General features: G+C 45.2%; 16 protein-coding genes. 15 read left to right on the top strand and 1 reads right to left on the bottom strand.

Annotated features, from left to right (window positions below; all coding sequences use genetic code 11):
- Positions 1-38 precede the first annotated feature (38 nt).
- The 6 genes from lgt to ACRRSX_RS04930 all read left to right on the top strand — a co-directional run bounded on the left by lgt (position 39) and on the right by ACRRSX_RS04930 (position 9519).
- Positions 39-845, top strand: a complete 807-nt coding sequence (lgt, locus tag ACRRSX_RS04905) for a prolipoprotein diacylglyceryl transferase (protein WP_432456095.1) — start codon at positions 39-41, stop codon at positions 843-845.
- The gene (locus ACRRSX_RS04910; RefSeq protein ID WP_432454313.1) at positions 842-1693 is read left to right on the top strand and encodes a thymidylate synthase; all 852 of its coding nucleotides are present in this window, start codon (positions 842-844) and stop codon (positions 1691-1693) included. Before lgt ends, ACRRSX_RS04910 begins: the two co-directional genes overlap by 4 nt.
- 351 nt (positions 1694-2044) lie before the next feature.
- Positions 2045-3271: a Na+/H+ antiporter NhaA gene (gene nhaA, locus ACRRSX_RS04915; protein ID WP_432454312.1), complete on the top strand. Its 1227-nt coding sequence runs from the start codon at positions 2045-2047 to the stop codon at positions 3269-3271.
- Positions 3272-3335: 64 nt separating this feature from the next.
- Positions 3336-4271 (top strand): transcriptional activator NhaR, encoded by a 936-nt coding sequence (gene nhaR, locus ACRRSX_RS04920; RefSeq protein ID WP_432454311.1) that lies wholly within the window; start codon positions 3336-3338, stop codon positions 4269-4271.
- A 549-nt stretch (positions 4272-4820) separates the two neighbouring features.
- Positions 4821-9077 carry a PKD domain-containing protein gene (locus ACRRSX_RS04925; protein WP_432454310.1) on the top strand — a complete coding sequence of 1419 codons (4257 nt, stop codon included), beginning with the start codon at positions 4821-4823 and terminating at the stop codon, positions 9075-9077.
- Between the two features lie 145 nt (positions 9078-9222).
- The gene (locus ACRRSX_RS04930) at positions 9223-9519 is read left to right on the top strand and encodes an ArsR/SmtB family transcription factor (protein WP_432454308.1); all 297 of its coding nucleotides are present in this window, start codon (positions 9223-9225) and stop codon (positions 9517-9519) included.
- A gap of 67 nt (positions 9520-9586) precedes the next feature.
- On the opposite strand, the gene rpsT is transcribed toward ACRRSX_RS04930, so the two are convergent.
- Positions 9587-9847, bottom strand: a complete 261-nt coding sequence (rpsT, locus tag ACRRSX_RS04935) for a 30S ribosomal protein S20 (RefSeq protein ID WP_432454307.1) — start codon at positions 9845-9847, stop codon at positions 9587-9589.
- Between the two features lie 237 nt (positions 9848-10084).
- On the opposite strand from rpsT, the gene murJ reads away from it, so the two are divergent.
- The 9 genes from murJ (at position 10085) to ACRRSX_RS04980 (ending at position 19781) form a co-directional block, all read left to right on the top strand.
- Complete coding sequence (gene murJ / locus ACRRSX_RS04940; protein ID WP_432454306.1) at positions 10085-11662, top strand: murein biosynthesis integral membrane protein MurJ; 1578 nt, start codon at positions 10085-10087, stop codon at positions 11660-11662.
- A gap of 42 nt (positions 11663-11704) precedes the next feature.
- Positions 11705-12643, top strand: a complete 939-nt coding sequence (gene ribF, locus ACRRSX_RS04945; protein ID WP_432454305.1) for a bifunctional riboflavin kinase/FAD synthetase — start codon at positions 11705-11707, stop codon at positions 12641-12643.
- 20 nt (positions 12644-12663) lie between these two features.
- Positions 12664-15495 carry an isoleucine--tRNA ligase gene (gene ileS, locus ACRRSX_RS04950; RefSeq protein WP_432454304.1) on the top strand — a complete coding sequence of 944 codons (2832 nt, stop codon included), beginning with the start codon at positions 12664-12666 and terminating at the stop codon, positions 15493-15495.
- Positions 15488-16000: a signal peptidase II gene (gene lspA / locus ACRRSX_RS04955; RefSeq protein WP_432454303.1), complete on the top strand. Its 513-nt coding sequence runs from the start codon at positions 15488-15490 to the stop codon at positions 15998-16000. The genes ileS and lspA overlap by 8 nt, the downstream gene beginning before the upstream one ends.
- Entirely contained in the window at positions 15997-16422 is a 426-nt protein-coding gene (fkpB, locus tag ACRRSX_RS04960) for an FKBP-type peptidyl-prolyl cis-trans isomerase (RefSeq protein WP_432454301.1), read from the top strand. Before lspA ends, fkpB begins: the two co-directional genes overlap by 4 nt.
- 9 nt (positions 16423-16431) lie before the next feature.
- Positions 16432-17367, top strand: a complete 936-nt coding sequence (gene ispH, locus ACRRSX_RS04965; protein ID WP_432454299.1) for a 4-hydroxy-3-methylbut-2-enyl diphosphate reductase — start codon at positions 16432-16434, stop codon at positions 17365-17367.
- A 367-nt stretch (positions 17368-17734) separates the two neighbouring features.
- Entirely contained in the window at positions 17735-18331 is a 597-nt protein-coding gene (gene pilV / locus ACRRSX_RS04970) for a type IV pilus modification protein PilV (RefSeq protein ID WP_432454297.1), read from the top strand.
- The gene (locus ACRRSX_RS04975) at positions 18328-19335 is read left to right on the top strand and encodes a PilW family protein (protein ID WP_432454296.1); all 1008 of its coding nucleotides are present in this window, start codon (positions 18328-18330) and stop codon (positions 19333-19335) included. Before pilV ends, ACRRSX_RS04975 begins: the two co-directional genes overlap by 4 nt.
- Entirely contained in the window at positions 19335-19781 is a 447-nt protein-coding gene (locus tag ACRRSX_RS04980) for a hypothetical protein (protein ID WP_432454295.1), read from the top strand. Before ACRRSX_RS04975 ends, ACRRSX_RS04980 begins: the two co-directional genes overlap by 1 nt.
- The last annotated feature ends 28 nt before the right edge of the window (positions 19782-19809 follow it).

Raw genomic sequence — 19809 nt, forward strand, 5'->3', positions numbered from 1 at the left:
AAATGCCCTTTCTTTATATTCGTTAAATAGAGCTACTTATTGTGTCTACTCCTTTGGTGTTTCCTAAGATTGATCCGATTGCTATTAGTATTGGCCCATTAGACGTGCGTTGGTACGGCTTAATGTACTTACTTGGATTTATGTTTGCGATGTGGTTAGGTAATCGCATGGCTGATAAAGCTGGCAGCGGCTGGACTCGCGCCGAAGTTAGTGATTTGTTATTTTATGGTTTTCTCGGAGTGATTCTTGGCGGACGGGTTGGTTACGTGATGTTTTATCAGTTACCACTATTTTTAGACAACCCACTTTATCTATTTAAAATCTGGGAAGGTGGAATGTCTTTCCACGGCGGTTTACTCGGCGTGATTACCGCGATGTTTTGGTTTGCGCGACATACCAAACGTCATTTCTTTACCGTCTCCGATTTTATCGCGCCTTTGATCCCGTTTGGCTTAGCGACTGGGCGGATCGGCAATTTTTTAAATGGCGAGTTATGGGGACGACCAACTGATATGCCTTGGGGCATGATATTTCCCTCGGGCGGATTAGTCGCTCGTCATCCCTCGCAACTATACGAGTTTGCTCTTGAAGGGATTGCACTACTGCTCATCTTATTGATTTACGCAAAACGTAAGCCACCCATGGGGGCTATTTCTGGAGCATTTCTACTCACTTATGGCTGTTTTCGTTTCACTATAGAGTTTTTCCGTGAGCCCGACAGTCAGCTCGGTTTACTCAGTTTTGGGATGAGCATGGGACAATTGTTATCTCTACCGATGGTGATTGTTGGCGCATTATTTATCACCTGGGCCTATCGACGTCACTCTAATGAGAGCAAAGCATGAAACAGTATTTAGACTTATGTCAACGGATTGTTGAACAGGGAACTTGGGTTGAAAATGAGCGCACCGGTAAGCGTTGTTTGACGGTGATTAATGCTGATCTCGAATATGACGTAGCAAATAATGAATTTCCCCTGGTGACCACTCGTAAGAGCTATTGGAAGGCGGCCATTGCTGAATTGCTCGGCTATATTCGGGGTCTGAATGATGCTGCCGAGTTTAAAGCCTTAGGTACGCCAACTTGGTTAGCCAATGCCAACGAAAATCAGGCATGGTTAAACAACCCTGCTCGCAAAGGCGAAAATGATATGGGGCGAGTATATGGTGTTCAGGGCCGTTCTTGGCTTAAACCCGATGGTGGAGAAGTTGATCAACTGCGTAAGATTGTGGATGACTTAAGCCAGGGGATTGATGATCGCGGTGAGATCTTATCGTTTTACAACCCAGGGGAGTTTCATCTTGGTTGTTTGCGTCCTTGTATGCATACTCATACCTTTTCCTTGCTTGGAGATAGTCTTTACTTAACTTCTAGTCAGCGCTCTTGTGATGTGCCTTTAGGACAAAATTTCAATCAAATTCAAGTCTTTACTTTTTTGGCTTTGATGGCGCAGATTACCGGTCACAAACCTGGTAAGGCTTACCATAAGATTGTTAACGCTCACATTTATGAAGACCAACTGGCGTTGATGAAAGAGGTGCAACTGAAGCGGGAGCCCTTTGCGGCTCCAAAGTTGCATATTAATCCGAAGATCAAAACATTGGAAGATTTGGAAACTTGGGTCACTCTTGATGATTTTGAGGTCAGTGGCTATCAGTATCATGACCCTATCGCCTACCCATTTTCGGTGTAATCAGCGACTGCTATTGGTTGTTATATGGGGGCGGCCTTAAGTTTGGCCGCCGCTATTTTTGCAAGTCTCCTTTAAGTCTTTAACCTGCCATCTCGCACCTATTTGAGCGTATGAGCCATTTTAAGTTCTTTTCTCTTTCTGCATTTAATTTTCCTTCTCTTTCGGATCTAGCGCTCAGCTAAATCTCACTCGTCATCTACAGTCAAAATAGATCTTTATGCCGAACATTGCTGTATAAACTACAGTCTATCTTCTTTATTATCGGAAATACCGATGCTTAGGCTCATTAGAAGTGAATATCAATTACTTGCTCGCTGGGTAAAATAACCATTCTTTTTTTAGTGGGCTGTTATGAAACAATTTATTGATCGTTTTTTAAGATTAGAAGCTGCTGGTGGTATTTTGTTGATGGTGGCTGCGGTATTGGCTTTAGTGATGGCCAATACCGCTTGGTTATCTCCTGTCTATTTCTCTTTTCTCGAGACTCCTTTGCAGCTGAGGATCGCTGAATTAGATATCAATAAACCTTTGCTGTTGTGGATTAATGATGGCTTGATGGCGATTTTTTTCTTAGTCATCGGTTTAGAAGTTAAACGCGAACTCATCGAAGGAGCGCTTTCTTCGAAAGAACAAGCATTGTTGCCAGTGGTTGCTGCGGTTGGTGGCATGCTGGTGCCAGCGGCGATTTATTTAATATTTAATGGCACTGATCCGGAGTTGGCGAAAGGTTGGGCGATCCCTGCGGCAACCGATATTGCTTTTGCCCTAGGGGTCATGGCTTTATTAGGTAAACGTGTTCCAGCGAGCCTAAAAGTATTCCTCTTGGCTCTGGCGATCAGTGATGATCTTGGCGTGATTGTAGTCATCGCACTATTTTATACCAGTGAATTGGCGATTATTCCGGCGCTTTGGGCGTTAGCGGCAAGTGCTGGTTTGTTATTGTTGAATCGTCGAGGTTACGGAGGCTTAAGCGCTTATTTACTGCTCGGCGCTGTGCTTTGGGTGGCGGTATTAAAATCTGGGGTTCATGCGACCTTAGCTGGGGTCATTGTTGGCTTTATGATCCCCTTGAAAGCGAAAACCGGTGGTTCACCGCTAAAGACACTTGAGCATGCCCTACATCCAGCTTCGAGTTTTATTATTGTGCCTATTTTTGCTTTTGCCAACGCAGGTGTCCCTCTCACTGGCATTAGCTTGGCGAGTTTTCAAAGCCCGCTTGCTTTAGGGATTATTCTGGGCTTGTTGGTGGGTAAACCTTTAGGCATATACGTTTGTTGTCGTTTAGCCATCAGGGCTGGTTTTGCAAAGTTGCCCGCTGGTGCGAATAATCAACAGTTATTTGCGACAGCTGTGTTATGTGGAATTGGCTTTACCATGTCAATATTCATTTCCTCACTTGCCTTTAACGGGCAAAGTGAATTGATAGCTTTATCCCGTTTAGCTATATTGTGTGGGTCGGTACTTGCTGCATTGATTGGCTATGGCTTATTACATGGCTCGACTCGTAAAGAAGCTAAAAGTTTGCGCAACTCTGCGCAAACTAGGCTGGGTCAATCATGGGAAAATTCCTCCATTTAGCAAGGGGAAAGGTCATTTAAAATCATCAACGCAATCCCCAGAGGGGATTGCTTTTAGGTCATACATGTCGCATTTAAACTATAACCACCTTTACTATTTTTGGATGACCTGCAAACGAGGGTCGGTGACGGCTGCCGCAGAAGCCTTATTTATTACACCACAAACCGTTACCGGCCAAATTAAACAACTTGAGCAACGTCTTGCTGGGGAATTATTCACTCGGCGCGGTCCGAAAATCACTCGGACCGAGCTAGGTCAGTTGGTTTATAAATATGCTGACCGAATGTTTAGTTTAAGCTACGAAATGCTGGATATTGTGAATTATTCACAACAAGAAAAGTTGTTATTTGAAGTCGGAGTGGCCGATGCATTATCTAAGCGTTTGGCGAGTCGGATCTTATTATCTACGGTGCCGCCTGATGGTGATATTCGTTTACGTTGCGTGGAATCGACTCACGAATTACTGCTGTCGCAACTCGCTGAACATAAGTTGGATGTGATTTTATCCGACTGCGGCTTAGATCATGCGAAGCAAGAGGGGGTACTCAGTAAAAAATTAGGCGAAAGCAGTATTGCTTTTTTCGCCAACGAACCCTTACCTTTGTTGCCTTTTCCAGCCTGTTTAGAGCAGCGTAGCTTGTTATTGCCTGGTCGCCGAAGTGCTTTGGGTCGTAAATTATGGGCTTGGTTTGAGCAATTGGGTTTAAAGGTATCGGTATTGGCTGAATTTGATGATGCCGCGTTAATGAAAGCATTTGGCGAATATACCGATGGTATTTTTATTGCTCCTGCAATTTACACTGGAGATATGTTGGCCAATCCTAATACCCGTTTACTAGGCGTTACCGATGATCTCAAAGAAGAATATCATCTGTTATTTGCCGAACGGATGATTCAACATCCTTCGGTGAGGCGCTTATGTAATACCGATTTTTCGCAGCTGTTTGCCGATGAAAAACATCAACATAGTCTGGATGTAATACAGAGCCTCGGCGGTTAAAATTTAGGTTTTACAAGATAATCCTCTTCTCAAAAAGCAATCTTTACCATTCCTCAAATATAAATGATAGCTTTCGTGATAAATATCAAATTTATCACTAAGTTGTTTGTGTTTATTTGATGTTTGACGAGTTTATCGACTTCGTTGCTTCTTAATTGAAGGTATACCCGCTAGTGTTGCTAAAACTATAAAGTAACGTCGAAGGTTCGCTTACATCTCAAAGCGAATTCCGGTTTATATAATAAGTGTTGGCGTCAAGGCGACTAGCATACTGAATGTTTCTGATAACTCTGCGTAATGGCTTAATCACTTCGCCTGTTCGCTTTTGAGCTGAAGTACAGAAGCCTTGTGGAGTAGAGTCCATCTCAACTTCTACTTCACAAGTGATGCCTTAGGCATCAAATACGCAGGATCCAACCGTTATAGGGCAATTAAATATAATCGGCTTAACGGCCTACAAACCCATGTTTGGCTTCTGCATTTTAATCAGCAAGTAAAGCGTATCGAATAGCTATGTCTATGGCTATGGTGCGGGAAAGGAAGCAAATCATGAAAAAGATGTTCGCCATCACGATGGTGGCAGCGTCGGTCTCTGCGCATGCAGAAATCGCTGCAACTCATATTTACCATAATCACATGCCCAATTTCTGGCCTTATTACGATGTCAGTGAATACGATAATCTTGCGGTCGGGGAGGCGGTTCGCTATGCCTACGACGGTCAAGTGATTAACTTAAAACAAAACCCGCCAGCAAATTATAGTTTTTTTATTCCAAGCTCCGGGGCGCCGATGCCTCATGATGATTTGGTCTCGTATTATCAGCATCATGCTAAAACAGGCGCCTACCTGAGTTGGCCCATGGATACCGCGAAGTCTAATCATGGTAATCATCCACAGAGCCAAACTCATGTCACCATGTCGGCCGCGGTGATCAATAACGTACAAAGTTTTGCCGAGTTGGCTAATTTAGACGGATATAACCTAGGTTGGGGAGCGCATTGGCGAGAGGTTCAAGCGAATACTAAAACCTCAGGCGGTTTTAATGCATTAGATACCATTCACTTCTCTGGTCACCATACAATGGGGCCTTTAGTGGGTAATGAGTACTTTCTAAAAGATTTGATTTATCAAAATGTAACTTTAGCGCAAGATTATTTTCTAGGTGACGCCTTTAAGTCATCGAAAGGTTTCTTCCCGACTGAGCTCGGCTTTTCCGAGCGGATCATCCCAGTGTTAAATAAACTGGGGATTGAATGGTCGGTATTGGGTAATGTGCATTATTCCCGAACCCTACGTGATTATCCCTATTTAAATGATCCGGGGGTCGATACTTTAATTTCTCCACCGAATCGAGCGGACTTACAGAATGAAAGTAATATCGGGGCGTGGACCGAGTTGCACATGTTTAATGAACAGCAAAACACCATTAATAAATTTCCCTTCGCCTCGATCCCTCATTGGGTGCAGTATGTCGATCCTGAAAGCGGTGAGCAATACAAAGTTGCCGGTATTCCGGTTGAACAAGCGAGCTCTTGGGAAGAAGGATATCAGTGTAAAGTGACCGCTGATGTCATTAAACCATTTGTTGATGATGCGGCAAGCTTAGGGCGGACTCAGTTCTTTACCATTGCGCACGATGGTGATAATTCTTCTGGCTGTGCTGGTGATGGAAACACTTGGGCGAATTCGGGGAATGTAACTTATGCGGATACTACGGTTCGAGGTATGGGGGTAGAGGAATATTTGGCCGCGCACCCGATCCCTGCCGAGGATGTGGTACATGTTCAAGATGGCTCGTGGATCGATACTCGAGACTCTTCCGCAGATCCAACTTGGTATCATTGGCATATTCCAATGGGGGTTTGGAAGGGGCAAATGGCGGACTTTAACACCGCCAATGGCACCGACTTTGTCGCCACGCGTGAGCATATGGTCTCACTCGAATTGGGATATCATTATTTAGAACGTAATTTTGCGTTGCTTCAAGCCGCGGAGAACTATGCCAAGACCGCTGAGCAAATTTGGTTGGATAATAACCCTAATTATTGGAGCCCAAGTACCGAACGTGACCATCAAGTGACCTACCCAGGTAATCAATTGAATCCCTGGATGATGTCGTTTCCGCTGAAAGGAGATCCTGCGAACAATTACGCGGGTGGGGCTAATCCTGCGGAGCTAGGCTGGTACTTCTTATTAGCATCGATTGATTCGGGCTTTGGTTATTATGATGAGAATATTGATGATGGGGTGAAACCCACAGTGTCGTTTAATCAATCGCTACACTTCTCTGTTCCCTATGTGGAAGCAAATCTGAGTCAGGATAAAACTGGGCCTTCTTTATGGTGGCCGCAGCGCTACCCTTATAATCCAGGCAGCGCCAACGCGAGTAAGGCCGAGGGTTGGGCGAAGGTTTACGCCGATACTAAATTTGCCATCTATACCTATGGCTACGATGTGAGTGATATTCAAGACATCAAGGTAAAGGTTCGGGTACATAAGGATAAGTGGGCAACAGCCACCGATAAAACCTTTAAATTATACGATCCGAGTGCCCATAGTAGCGATCCAAATGTTGACCCTTCACGGGTTGGCGAGTGGCAGACTTTTGCGATGAGTGAACGGGATTTAAGTGCCGATATCAACGGCGTGAGCTGGCAGCCATCGGGCAAGGAAATATTTGAGGTGGTTCCGGCAGACAAAATCGGCAACATGTACTTCAGCTATATCGAGGACTTTCAAGAGCAGCTACTTGATTACTATATTGAAGCGCGCGATAGCAAAGGTAATATCACGCGTTCGGCTATTCAACAAGTTTATGTTGGCGCGGGTCAGTTCAGTCACGTCGATGGTAAGCTGGTGGAAGATGTCAACGGTAGCGTTGCAGGTGAAGCAATGTTCTTTACCGATGATGTGATTATTGGAGATGCTCGTCCAGTTGCTGATATTGATGCAAGTGATGCAGAGGTCGCACATGGGACAGTGGTTACCCTAAGCGCTGCCGGTTCAACGGATAGTGAAGGCCCTATTGCGAGCTATCTTTGGAGCACTGGTGAAACGACGCCGACAATTACACTCACTCTGAATGAGCGGACTACCATTTCAGTCACCGTGACCGATAGTGTGGGGCAAAAAGCGTCTACCAGTGTGAGCTATCGGATCATTGGACAAACTGTCACTTCCAGCGTGTACTACCAGGACAGCAATGGTTGGGGACAAGTGTGTTTGCATTACAGTATTGATGGCGGATTAACTTGGACAACGGCACCGGGAGTGGCAATGCAAAGTCTTGCTGATAATTGGTATCGCTTAAGCATTGATTTAGACAATGCTGATCAGCTTGAATTTGTCGCGAACAGTTGTAGTGGCGCTTGGGATAATAATGGGGGGGCTAATTACAGTGCAGGTGAAGGTGATTGGCAGGTTGCCGGTGGCGTGATTTTAGCAGGGATCCCCGATGGCGTTGACGGTAATATCGCCCCAGTGGCGGTGATATCTCCTGCTAGCCATACGGTGGCAGTCGGCACCGAGGTGACTTTAAGTGCTGCGGGGTCTAGCGATAGTGACGGAAGCATTAGCAGCTATGCTTGGAGTACTGGTGAAACCAGCCAAAGCATTACACTTACGGTGACTGAAACGCAAACTATTACGCTGACCGTGACCGACGATGCCGGGAAAACGAATACCGCTTCGGTGACCTTAAATGTTGCTGAAAATGTATTGCCAATTGCGGTGATTAGTCCCGCCAGTCAAACCGTGATTGCCGGTAGTGTGGTGACCTTAAGTGCGGCAGGTTCTTTCGATGAAGACGGTCAAGTGCTTAGCTATTTATGGAGCACTGGCGAAACCACCGCGGAGATTGACGTTACTGTTAATCAAAGCATGACGGTCGGGCTTACGGTCACGGATAATGATGAGGGGCAAGCCTCAACAGAAGTGCTCTTGAGTCTTGCGACGGAAAATTTCGCTGCTAATTTTGAGCAACTTTACTTCCGTGGCACTGCGAATGGTTGGCAAAGCTCAGCGATGAGCCTCATCGCGGATCATACTTGGCAAGTATTGGTTGATTTTGATGGCCAAACAGAGCAACGCTTTAAGTTTGATGTTAATGGTGATTGGAGTCAAAACTATGGGGATAACAATAGTGATGGCGTGTTAGAGCAAAGCGGCGGTGATATTTTCACTGCGGTCTCTGGCGTTTATTGGGTTGAAGTGAATGATCAAGAGCTTGCTTATCGCATTGTTGAGCAGAATGTAAATCAAGCACCAACTGCGGTGATCACTGCGTCTGCAACACAAATCGATATTGGTCAAAGCATTAGCTATAGTGCCGCAGCCTCTAGTGACAGTGATGGCAGCATTACCGGTTACTTGTGGAGTAATGGTGCAAATACTGAAACCACGACCATCACTTACGATGCCGTAGGCTCTTATGAGCTTAGCTTAACGGTTACTGACGATGGCGATAAAACCGGTCAAGCGTCGGTGTTCGTGACAGTAGTGGACCCCAATGCCAACTTCGTTGCTAATTTCGAGAACTTGTATTTTCGAGGCACCGCTAATGCTTGGCAAAATACCGCAATGAGCTTAGTCAGAGATAACATCTGGCAAGTGACTATCAGTTTTGATGGGCAAAGCGGACAGCGTTTCAAGTTCGATACGGTTGGAGATTGGTCTTATAACCTCGGTGATAATGAAGCCGATGGTATCCTGGAAGAAGCGGGGGCCGATATTTATACCGATGTTGTTGGCGATTATTTACTGGAATTAGATGATTTGAGTATGACTTATTCGCTCACTGCTTTGTAACGGAGTCGGAACGATAAATGAGCCGCTTTCGAGCGGCTTTTTTATGTTCAATACCGCGGCCATGGCGACTCCATTGCTCGATCCAGCTAGCTGAATTTGGTCATTTCACGTATAGTTTGGATAATTAATATTTTAGAGTTTGCAGATGAATATACAAAATATGCAGAAAAATGCTGAACCAGCATTGAAGCTACTAAAAGCCTTGGCGAATCAGAACCGCTTGATGATTTTGTGTCATTTGTTAGAAGGGGAGTTAACAGTTGGTGAATTAAATCAACGAGTTGAATTAAGCCAATCAGCTTTATCTCAGCATTTAGCTTGGTTAAGAAAAGATCAGTTGGTGATGACTCGTAAAGAATCGCAAACCATTTATTATGCTTTAGCGAGTAAAGAGGCAAAAGCAGTTCTGGTTCAGCTTCATGATTTATACTGTGCGGATTAAGTTTCTTCTTAATTTCACCAATAAAAAAACCGACTTAAAGTCGGTTTTTTTGTTCAAGCACCTTAAATTAAAGTGCGTTGATTTTAGCCACAATGCGGCTCTTATGGCGAGCTGCTTTGTTTTTGCTGATCAAACCTTTAGACGCGTAACGGTCTAGGATAGGTTGAGCAACAGTGTATGCTGCTTGAGCTGCATCTTTATCGCCTGCGTCGATAGCTGCAATAACTTTTTTCAAATTAGTGCGCATCATGGAGCGACGGCTAGCGTTATGTTGACGACGCGTTTCAGCTTGGATAGCGCGTTTTTTAGCTGACTTAGTATTAGCCAAGGTTAACTCCTGAACTTTGTCTTGGAATTATGAATTTAAAGGCCGTGGAATATGCCCGTTTTTCATGTTTATGTCAAACAATTTTTAACCAACTATAAAATCCAAGCAAGTAAAACCTAACTAAACGTTATGGTCGTAGCATCGATCTCTATAGGCGGGTAAACTGTGGCGCGATTCTACCAGCATTTTTAATGTTAGGGCAGAGGAATTTGTATAAATTGGCTACAGGACAGTGCATTGAGTAGAACCTTGTTAAAATCGGGCGCCATTGTGAGCGGTATGACTTTGATTTCTCGGGTGTTAGGTTTGGTTCGTGATGTGGTGATTGCGAATTTGATGGGGGCAGGCGTTGCCGCTGATGTATTTTTCTTTGCGAACAAAATACCAAACTTTTTACGTCGATTATTTGCCGAAGGTGCGTTTGCTCAAGCCTTTGTCCCGGTGCTGACCGAGTACAAACAAAATAATCGTGAAGATGAAGTGCGTTTGTTGATTGCCAAGGTAAGTGGCACGCTAGGTTTAGCGGTTACCATTGTGACTCTATTTGGCATTATTGGCTCGCCATTAATCGCGGCCTTGTTTGGCACGGGATGGTTTATTTCTTGGCTACAAGATGGGCCCGATGCAGCAAAATTTGAATTATCGGCTTTTCTTTTAAAAATTACTTTTCCTTATTTATGGTTTGTCACCTTTACTGGTTTATCTGGGGCCATTTTAAATGCCTTTGGCCGTTTTGCCGTGGCTGCTTTCACTCCCGTGTTATTGAACGTCGCAGTGATTGGTTTTGCGCTTGTTGTGTCTCCGCATCTTGAGCAGCCGGAAATCGGTTTGGCGATGGGGGTCTTTTTTGGTGGTCTGATCCAGTTCTTGTTTCAGCTGCCTTTTTTGTTGAAACTAAATTTATTGAGTAAACCTCAATGGGGCTGGAAGCACCCAGGGGTGACGAAGATCCGAACCTTGATGATCCCTGCTTTATTTGGGGTGTCGGTGAGTCAAATCAACTTGCTATTAGATACCTTGATCGCGAGCTTTTTGGTTACGGGCTCAATCTCATGGTTGTATTACTCCGATCGTTTATTAGAGTTTCCTCTCGGCTTGTTCGGCATTGCTATTGCCACGGTGATCTTACCAAGCTTGTCGCAACGCCATGTGGATAGCGATCCAAAACAGTTTCAGCAAACCATGGATTGGGCTGTACGTATGGTGTGCTTCTTGGGGATTCCGGCAACCGTGGGCATGGCGCTATTGGCACAACCCATTCTACAGGTGTTATTTATGCGTGGTGCCTTTGACCCTCAAGATGTCCTCAACGCATCCTATAGTCTGGTGGCTTATAGTGGTGGCTTACTATTTTTCATGTTGGTTAAAATTTTAGCGCCAGGCTATTACTCCCGACAAGATACTAAAACCCCTGTTAAATATGGCATCATCGCGATGGTCAGTAACATGGGGCTTAATTTGATTTTTGCGATCCCCTACGGATATGTTGGCCTTGCCATTGCGACCGCTTTATCTGCAGTATTGAATGCTAGTCTGTTATATCGAGGTTTACACCTTCAAGGGGTGTATCAGATGAGTCGCGCCAGTGCTTGGTGTATTGCTCGCATTCTCCTTGCATCGATTGTGATGGGGGCTGCGATTGCTTGGCTGTCACCAACAACAGAACAATGGTTTAGCCTCGCTTGGCATAGCAGTATGTTGCATTTGCTCAGCTATATTGGCGTTGCGGTCATCGTATATCTTATTTTACTGTTTGCTTTGGGGATCCGATTAGCTCACCTGAAAAGCAGTTTCGGGGCTGTAACTGGCGGCTAAACAAGCTATAATCCGTCGGTTTTTGATGAAATAGGCGCCGGAATGGAGTTAATTCGCGGTATATGCAATATAAAAGCACGTCATTATGGCTGTGCTTTGAGCATTGGTAATTTTGATGGTGTTCATTTAGGTCACCAGCAAGTCATTAAACGTTTAGTCGAACAGGCTCGCCAGCGAGGTCTGCCCGCTGTGGTGATGATTTTCGAGCCCCAGCCCTTAGAGGTTTTTGCTAAACGCCAAGCGCCCGCTCGAATTAGCCGCTTTCGTGATAAATACCAACAGTTGAAAACGTTGGGTGTAGACCGGCTACTTGTGGTCCGTTTCAATCAAGTATTTGCGGAACTGAGCGCCGATTATTTTGTACGCCAGTTGTTAGTTGAATTGCTGGGTATTCAATACCTTGCTGTTGGCGATGATTTTCGCTTCGGTAAGGCGCGTGCTGGTGATTTTTCGAGCTTACAAGTTGCGGGGCAACGTTACGGTTTTGATGTAACGGCAACTCACTCGTTTTGTATTAATCATCAACGAGTCAGCAGTACTGGTTTACGTCAGTATTTAGCAGAGTCTGATTTTAATACTGTTGGGCAGTTATTAGGACGAAAGTTTAGTTTTAATGGCAAAGTCATTCACGGTCAAAAGTTAGGACGTCAATTGGGGTTTGCCACCGCTAATTTAAAAGTGGCTCGTCATGTATGCCCTATTCACGGGGTATTTGCGGTTAAAGCTTATGTTCAGCAGCTGCCTGAACATCGATTTTCTGGCATTGCTAACATCGGTTGGCGGCCGACTGCAAATGGTAAAGATTTATTGGTAGAGGCCCATTTATTTGAGTTTGATGCCAACCTGTATGGCCAACGTTTAGTGGTTGAGCCGCAGTTGAAAATAAGAGATGAACAAAAATTTGATTCGCTTGACGCACTGAAAGCTCAGGTGAATCTCGATATTAAGCGAGCAAAAGCCTACTATGGCCTTGCAGAGTAACCGACTGGAAAAGTAATTCGATGAGCGACTATAAAGATACTCTTAATCTACCCAATACCGAGTTCCCAATGCGTGGTAATTTGGCAAACCGTGAACCTGCAATGCTAAAGCGTTGGAGTGAAAAGGATCTATACGGCCAAATTAGGCTGGCCAAAAAGGGTAAGAAGAGCTTTATTTTACACGATGGCCCTCCTTACGCGAATGGCAATATTCACTTGGGCCACGCGGTGAATAAGGTGCTAAAAGATATTATCGTGAAATCGAAAACCCTGTCTGATTACGATTCGCCTTATATTCCTGGCTGGGACTGCCATGGTTTGCCTATCGAGTTACAGGTTGAGAAAAAAGTCGGTAAGCCGGGTAAAAAAGTGACGGCAGCCGAGTTTCGTCAAAAATGTCGTGAATATGCCGCTAAACAAATTGATGGTCAGCGTCAGGATTTTATTCGGATGGGGATTCTTGGCGATTGGGCTAATCCTTACCTCACCATGAATTTTGATACCGAAGCGAACATTATTCGTGCCTTGGCAAAAATCATTGACAATGGGCACCTCATGCAAGGCTCTAAACCAGTACATTGGTGTACTGATTGTGGTAGCGCCTTGGCAGAAGCGGAAGTGGAGTACGAAGATAAAAATTCTCCTGCGATTGATGTGCGTTTCGCTGTGGTTGATGAAGCGGCGTTGCTGGCAAAATTTGATCATCCACAAGGTGCCGATGGTGAAGGTCCAATTTCTGCGGTGATTTGGACCACTACGCCTTGGACCTTGCCTGCGAACCGCGCCGTGGCTGTGAATGCACATCTTGAATATGTGCTGGTTCAAATTGAAACCGAGGATGGCAAACAGCGGGTTATTTTGGCGCGTGAGTTAATGGAGCAGTGTGTTGAGCGTTTTGGCGCAATTCACTTTCATGCGCTTGGGTATTGCCAGGGGGCTGCGCTTGAACTGATTCAAGTGAAGCATCCGTTCTACAATTTTGAAGTGCCGATTATTCTCGGCGACCACGTGACCACTGAATCGGGTACTGGTTGTGTACATACCGCTCCTGGCCACGGTCAAGAAGATTTCGCAGTCGGTCAAAAGTATGGCTTAGAAGTTGCAAATCCAGTAGGTGACAATGGTGTGTTTCTTGCCGACACCGAGTTTTTTGCAGGTCAGCATGTATTTAAAGCCAATGACAATGTTGTAGAAAAGCTGAAAGAAACGGGTGCTCTATTACACCATCATGCTTATCGTCATAGTTATCCACATTGTTGGCGCCATAAAACGCCGATTATTTTCCGTGCTACTCCGCAGTGGTTTGTCAGTATGGACCAAAATGGTTTGCGCAAGCAGGCGATGCAAGAAATTAAGAATACTCAATGGATCCCTGATTGGGGCCAGAGTCGCATCGAAAGCATGGTTGAGAATCGTCCCGACTGGTGTATTTCTCGCCAACGTACTTGGGGCGTTCCAATTGCCCTATTTGTGCATCGCGAAACTAACGAGTTGCATCCTCGCGCTGTCGAGTTGATGGAAGAGGTAGCGAAACGCGTTGAACAGAACGGTATTCAGGCTTGGTGGGATTTAGATGCAACTGAATTATTAGGGGATGAAGCGGCTAGTTATCGTAAGGTTGAAGACACTCTGGATGTATGGTTTGACTCTGGCTCTACCCATTCAAGTGTGGTTGCTGCGCGTCAAGAGTTTAATGGCCATGCCGCCGATATGTACCTAGAAGGTTCAGATCAACATCGTGGTTGGTTTCAATCATCATTAATGATTTCGACTGCCATTAATGGGAAAGCACCATACCAACAAGTGTTAACTCACGGTTTTACGGTTGATGCCAACGGTCATAAGTTTTCAAAATCATTGGGGAATGGTGTTGCACCGCAGGACGTATGGAACAAACTTGGTTCTGATATCTTACGCTTGTGGATCGCATCAACTAACTACACTGCAGAAATGAGTGTGTCTGATGAAGTATTTAAACGCAGCGCCGATGCCTATCGACGTATTCGGAATACTTCACGCTTCTTGTTAGCAAATTTAGCTGGTTTTGAACCTGAGCAACATTTGGTCGCTAGTGAAGATATGGTGGCTCTTGACCGCTGGGTGGTGGGGCGTGCCGCTGCAGTTCAACAAGAAATCGTTGAAGCTTACGAGCAATATCAGTTCCATGTGGTGTATCAAAAATTAATGCACTTCTGCTCAATCGAGTTAGGTAGCTTCTACTTAGATATCATTAAAGATCGTCAGTATACTGCTAAATCCGATGGTTTAGCGCGTCGTTCGTGTCAAACCGCCTTGTACCATATCGCGGAGGCATTAACACGCTGGATAGCGCCTATCTTGAGCTTTACTGCCGATGAAATCTGGCAGGCTCTGCCTGGTCAGCGCAACGAATTTGTGTTTACCGAAACTTGGTATCAAGGTTTGAGTTCTTTAGCGCAAGATAGCGCGATGAACGATGATTTTTGGGCGAAGTTAATCACCATTCGTGATGAGGTAAATAAAAACCTTGAACAAGCGCGTCGTGATAAGAAGATCGGTGGCACCTTAGAAGCGAAAGTAAGCCTCTATGTTGATACTGAATTGGCGCAACTATTAAGTTTGCTGGGTGATGAGTTACGCTTTGTATTGTTAACCTCTGAGGTTAGCTTACATACCCTAGAATCTGCTGGTGCAGAAGCCGCGAGCACTGAGTTAGCGAATATGAAAGTGCAGATTGAAGTTGCCGAAGCTGAGAAATGTGAGCGTTGTTGGCACCATCGAGAAGATGTTGGTCAAACAGAGGCTCATCCACATTTGTGCGCACGTTGTGTGAGTAATGTGGCTGGCGAAGGAGAGTCTCGTCACTATGCATAAGCAAGCTGCTATGACTGAAGTTTCAGCGACCGGCTTGCGTTGGCTGTGGTTGAGCGTATTGGTTTTTGCGCTTGACCAAGCCACTAAGTATGCAATCGCAGCTAACTTTAATTTGTATGAGTCGCTGCCAATTACACCGTTTTTCAATTTGGTCTCGGTGCGTAATTACGGTGCAGCTTTTAGTTTTCTCAGTGACGCTGGTGGTTGGCAGCGCTGGTTTTTCACTGCCATAGCGATTGGGGTTAGTGGCCTGTTGCTATGGTGGATGAAGAAAACTTCGGTAGCCCAAAAATGGCAGGCGATTGCTTATGCTCTGGTGCTTGGCGGTGCCGTTGGTAACGTATTTGATCGCTTGGTTTTTGGTTATGTGATCGACTTTCTAGATTTTTATATCGGGAGTTACCATTGGCCATCTTTTAATGTTGCCGATTCAGCCATCTGTGTTGGCGCAGTGCTATTGGTACTTGATAGCCTATTTAGTTCTCATTCTAAGGACACTAAATGATCCAGCAAGGTAGTACGGTTGAGTTGCATTTTGTGTTGAAATTGTCAGATGGCACTATCGCTGAAAGTACTTACAATTATTCCAAACCCGCGCAACTAGTGCTGGGGGATGGTAGCTTAACTGAAGGTTTCGAAACCTGTTTGCTAGGCTTGAAATCAGGGGATAAACGTGAATTTGAACTGCCAGCAGAGCAAGCTTTTGGCCTGAGTAATCCTGATAATATTCAGCACTTTGAACTCAGTAAATTTGGTACCGATGCGCTGGCAGAAGAGGGCAATATCATTGCTTTTGCTCAGCCAGATGGGAGTGAAATTCCAGGAATTATTAGAGCCGTTACTGGTGACTCAGTGACGGTAGATTTTAATCATCCTTTAGCGGGTCATACAGTGATCTTCGAAGTGGAAATTTTGGCGGTTCATTAAGGAACGATAATGGAAATAATCTTAGCCAACCCTCGGGGATTTTGTGCCGGTGTTGACCGGGCCATTTCTATTGTTGAGCGCGCTCTGGAAATGTTTGGTGCGCCAATTTACGTCCGTCATGAAGTTGTGCATAACCGCTATGTTGTGGATGGCTTACGTAAACGAGGCGCAGAATTTGTTGATGAACTGAGTGATGTTCCTGAAGGCAGTATCTGTATCTTTAGTGCACATGGTGTTTCACAACAAGTCCGCGCGGAGGCAAAACGTCGAAACTTAAAGATTTTTGATGCCACCTGCCCGTTGGTTACCAAAGTTCATATGGAAGTTACTCGGGCTAGCCGCAAAGGCATTGAGTGTGTATTGATCGGCCACCAAGGTCACCCTGAAGTGAATGGGACAATGGGGCAGTATAATAACGATGCAGGCGGTATCTATTTGGTGGAAACCGTGGCCTGTGTTGAAAAACTTACAGTAAAAAAACCGACGCATTTATTTTATTGTACTCAAACCACGCTGTCGGTGGATGATACTTCGGCGATTATCGATGCCCTGCGGCTTAAGTTCCCAGCCATTCAAGGACCACGCAAGGATGATATTTGTTATGCGACCCAGAATCGTCAAGACGCGGTAAAAAATCTTGCTGAAAAGTCTGATGTGGTGCTGGTGGTTGGTTCTAAAAATTCGTCTAACTCTAACCGTTTGCGTGAAAAAGCTGAAAAGTCTGGAGCTCAGGCTTACCTTATTGATGGTGTGAGCGATATTAATGCAGCTTGGTTTAAATCTGATAGTCGGGTGGGGGTGACCGCTGGCGCTTCTGCTCCCGAAGTACTGGTACAAGAGGTCGTTGCTGGTTTAAAAGATATGGGAGGGGTTCGTGTTATAGAGAATCCCGGTCGAGAAGAAAACACTATTTTTGAAGTCCCTGCAGAGTTAAGACTGATCTAGTCTAGCGCGTTCAGCATTCTCATATTCTATAAAAAAGAAGGCATGTCCTTCTTTTTTGCGCTATACACTAAATAACTAGGTTGTTAGAGGTTCGCTTCTGGCTGTTGCTCATGGATTCGGAGCGACATAGAGACTTGGCCTATTCGCGGCACGCTGCTATGGCGGCTTTAGGCAAGCGTAATTACACTTCTCGTCATCTAAGTTCAAATTATTGGATGTCGAAGTATGCCATTTGAGGCCGATTACTGAGGGACTTAGGCAAGCGCGATTCTTGGTTATCGTCATTTCAAAGTCGTAAGCTATAGCGGGATCTGCGTGACTGAAATGAGCTCGCTGGTTTTCCTGATTGACTGAATATTGGCACAAAATGGCATTAAGCATCATGGATGGGTCGGTTAAGATGCTACATCAATCATATTCTCGAAACCTCGGTTTTACGCTGATCGAGGTCATCATCACTTCTTTTATTTTGGCCGTGGGTTTACTGGCCGTCGTCGCGATGCAGGCGGTTGCTAAACGTTCTAGTTTCGAATCTCATCAACGTACAGTTGCTATGTTATTAGCTGAAAATTTGGTGGAACGGGTGCGGTTAAATCATTTGGCTTGGCAAGCTAATAATCCAGCTACAGTGACTGTTGGCGAGGGCCAAGTTGCAAGGGTTAAGCCTGCCTGTGCAGAAGACAATGGTTTACTGAGCAACTGTAGTTTTGCTGACCTAGTGAACGATGATTTATATCACTGGGAATATGGTCTTTACGCCAAGTCTGCGGGCGGTAAAGGCGGATTAGTAAAACCTAACGGTTGCGTGCAGCTGAAGGCCGATGGGGAGCTCACGGTGGTGGTTACATGGCAGTCTCGACAATCGTTAGTTGCTTTGAGTCACAGTAATCCTCTTGTTGCTAGCTGCGGCGTGAATGCAGACCAACGTCGCAAAATGGTACTCACTACACGAGTTGGCCTATGAGCCATTCCACTCAACAGGGCTTTACTTTAATTGAATGGTTGATCGCGATTGTGATTGGTTTGTTTTTGACTGCAGGGATCGGGAGTTTTTTGGTTGCCTCGCAGCGTACTACGGAAGCGACCTATCATAGTGAACAAATGATGGATAGTGGCAGAATCGCCACCCATTTAATTACTCGAGATCTAAAAATGGTTGGTTTTTTTGGCGAATATACCGGTAAGCCTATGGTGAGAGGTGCTGGGGTCACTTTAGTTACAAGCGATATTCCGAGTGCTAACGATTGTTTGACTGACTGGGTTGGCGCGACCCCAGAAGGCTCTTTTCCATCGGCTGGAGGGCGTTTTAGTCCTTTGTTTGTTGGTCAAGTGAGTAACAGTAACTCTTTAAGTGGCCAGTATGCTTGTGTGAGTTCGCGTAGCAACTTGGTGCTTGACTCCGATGTTATTGGTATTAAGCGGGTAATTGGCTCTCCAAAGTTAAGCGCCGCAGACTTAAATTCCAAGCGTTATTACTTTGCGGCAAATTCCGCCCAAGCGGAGCTCTTTACTAGTAGCGATCCTTGGCCAAGTGAAGCTGATATGCCGGGGCGGCAAGTTTGGGAATATCAACACTTTGTTTATTACTTAGATGTGAGCGCGCAATCAGGCTTGCCTGTTTTACGCAAGTTGTATCTCCATAATGATAGTGGAATGCAGGCCATCAATGGCCCTTTGGTGGAAGGTATTGAGAGAATGAGGTTATTACTGGGGGTGGATACTGATACCAGTGTAGATGGGGTGATTAATGAATTTATTGCCGCTAGTAACGTGACGTCGCTGCAGTGGAGTGAAGGGCGAGTGATTGGCGCTAAGTTATATTTGTTAGTCCGTTCCTTAACTGAAGATCAAAACTATACTAATAACAATAGTTATGAATTGGGCGATGTTGCTGTTGCTGCTGCAAATGATCATTATCGCCGAACGTTGTTTGAATCGGTCATCTTTTTCAGAAATATGGTGTATTGATGAGTATTCACTTGAAATTGAGGAAACAGTCTGGCGCGGCATTGTTTGTGGCTATGTTGTTTTTGCTGATTTTAAGCTTTTTGGGTGGGGTGTTACTGAGCAGTGCCAATCAAGGTTTAAAAGTCGTTTCAGCGATGGGTGATCGGCTTGGCGCTGAGAATGTATTGGAAGGCGAGATGGATCAGTTGATTATGGCTCCTCGCTTACAAAGTTTAATTGGCTCGATGCCTGCGGCGTCTTCAATGTCTGCATCCAGTGTGGTGCCAGGGGTCGACGGTACCTTGAGTCACACCGTCGACAACGTCTGCTCGAGAAGCATTAATGCTAGCAGCAATAATGCCATTAGCCAATGTCGTTATATTAGAGTTGTGGCGGATAAAAGTTATGGTAAAGGGGCACGGGCAGCAACTTCCTTAGCGGCCGGGATTGAGCAGCCATTGTTGTAAATAACGGCTTAAATATAAGTAGAGGCTG

It is taken from the genome of Agarivorans sp. QJM3NY_30 (assembly GCF_050870855.2).
Classification (GTDB): domain Bacteria; phylum Pseudomonadota; class Gammaproteobacteria; order Enterobacterales; family Celerinatantimonadaceae; genus Agarivorans.

Bases quoted from the DNA above. Each gene is read 5' to 3' on its own strand.
- ACRRSX_RS04910 (WP_432454313.1), top strand. From the start codon at position 842: ATGAAACAGTATTTAGACTTATGTCAACGGATTGTTGAACAGGGAACT.
- nhaA (WP_432454312.1), top strand. From the start codon at position 2,045: ATGAAACAATTTATTGATCGTTTTTTAAGATTAGAAGCTGCTGGTGGT.
- nhaR (WP_432454311.1), top strand. From the start codon at position 3,336: ATGTCGCATTTAAACTATAACCACCTTTACTATTTTTGGATGACCTGC.
- ACRRSX_RS04925 (WP_432454310.1), top strand. From the start codon at position 4,821: ATGAAAAAGATGTTCGCCATCACGATGGTGGCAGCGTCGGTCTCTGCG.
- ACRRSX_RS04930 (WP_432454308.1), top strand. From the start codon at position 9,223: ATGAATATACAAAATATGCAGAAAAATGCTGAACCAGCATTGAAGCTA.
- ribF (WP_432454305.1), top strand. From the start codon at position 11,705: ATGGAGTTAATTCGCGGTATATGCAATATAAAAGCACGTCATTATGGC.
- ileS (WP_432454304.1), top strand. From the start codon at position 12,664: ATGAGCGACTATAAAGATACTCTTAATCTACCCAATACCGAGTTCCCA.
- lspA (WP_432454303.1), top strand. From the start codon at position 15,488: ATGCATAAGCAAGCTGCTATGACTGAAGTTTCAGCGACCGGCTTGCGT.
- fkpB (WP_432454301.1), top strand. From the start codon at position 15,997: ATGATCCAGCAAGGTAGTACGGTTGAGTTGCATTTTGTGTTGAAATTG.
- ispH (WP_432454299.1), top strand. From the start codon at position 16,432: ATGGAAATAATCTTAGCCAACCCTCGGGGATTTTGTGCCGGTGTTGAC.
- pilV (WP_432454297.1), top strand. From the start codon at position 17,735: ATGGCATTAAGCATCATGGATGGGTCGGTTAAGATGCTACATCAATCA.
- ACRRSX_RS04975 (WP_432454296.1), top strand. From the start codon at position 18,328: ATGAGCCATTCCACTCAACAGGGCTTTACTTTAATTGAATGGTTGATC.
- ACRRSX_RS04980 (WP_432454295.1), top strand. From the start codon at position 19,335: ATGAGTATTCACTTGAAATTGAGGAAACAGTCTGGCGCGGCATTGTTT.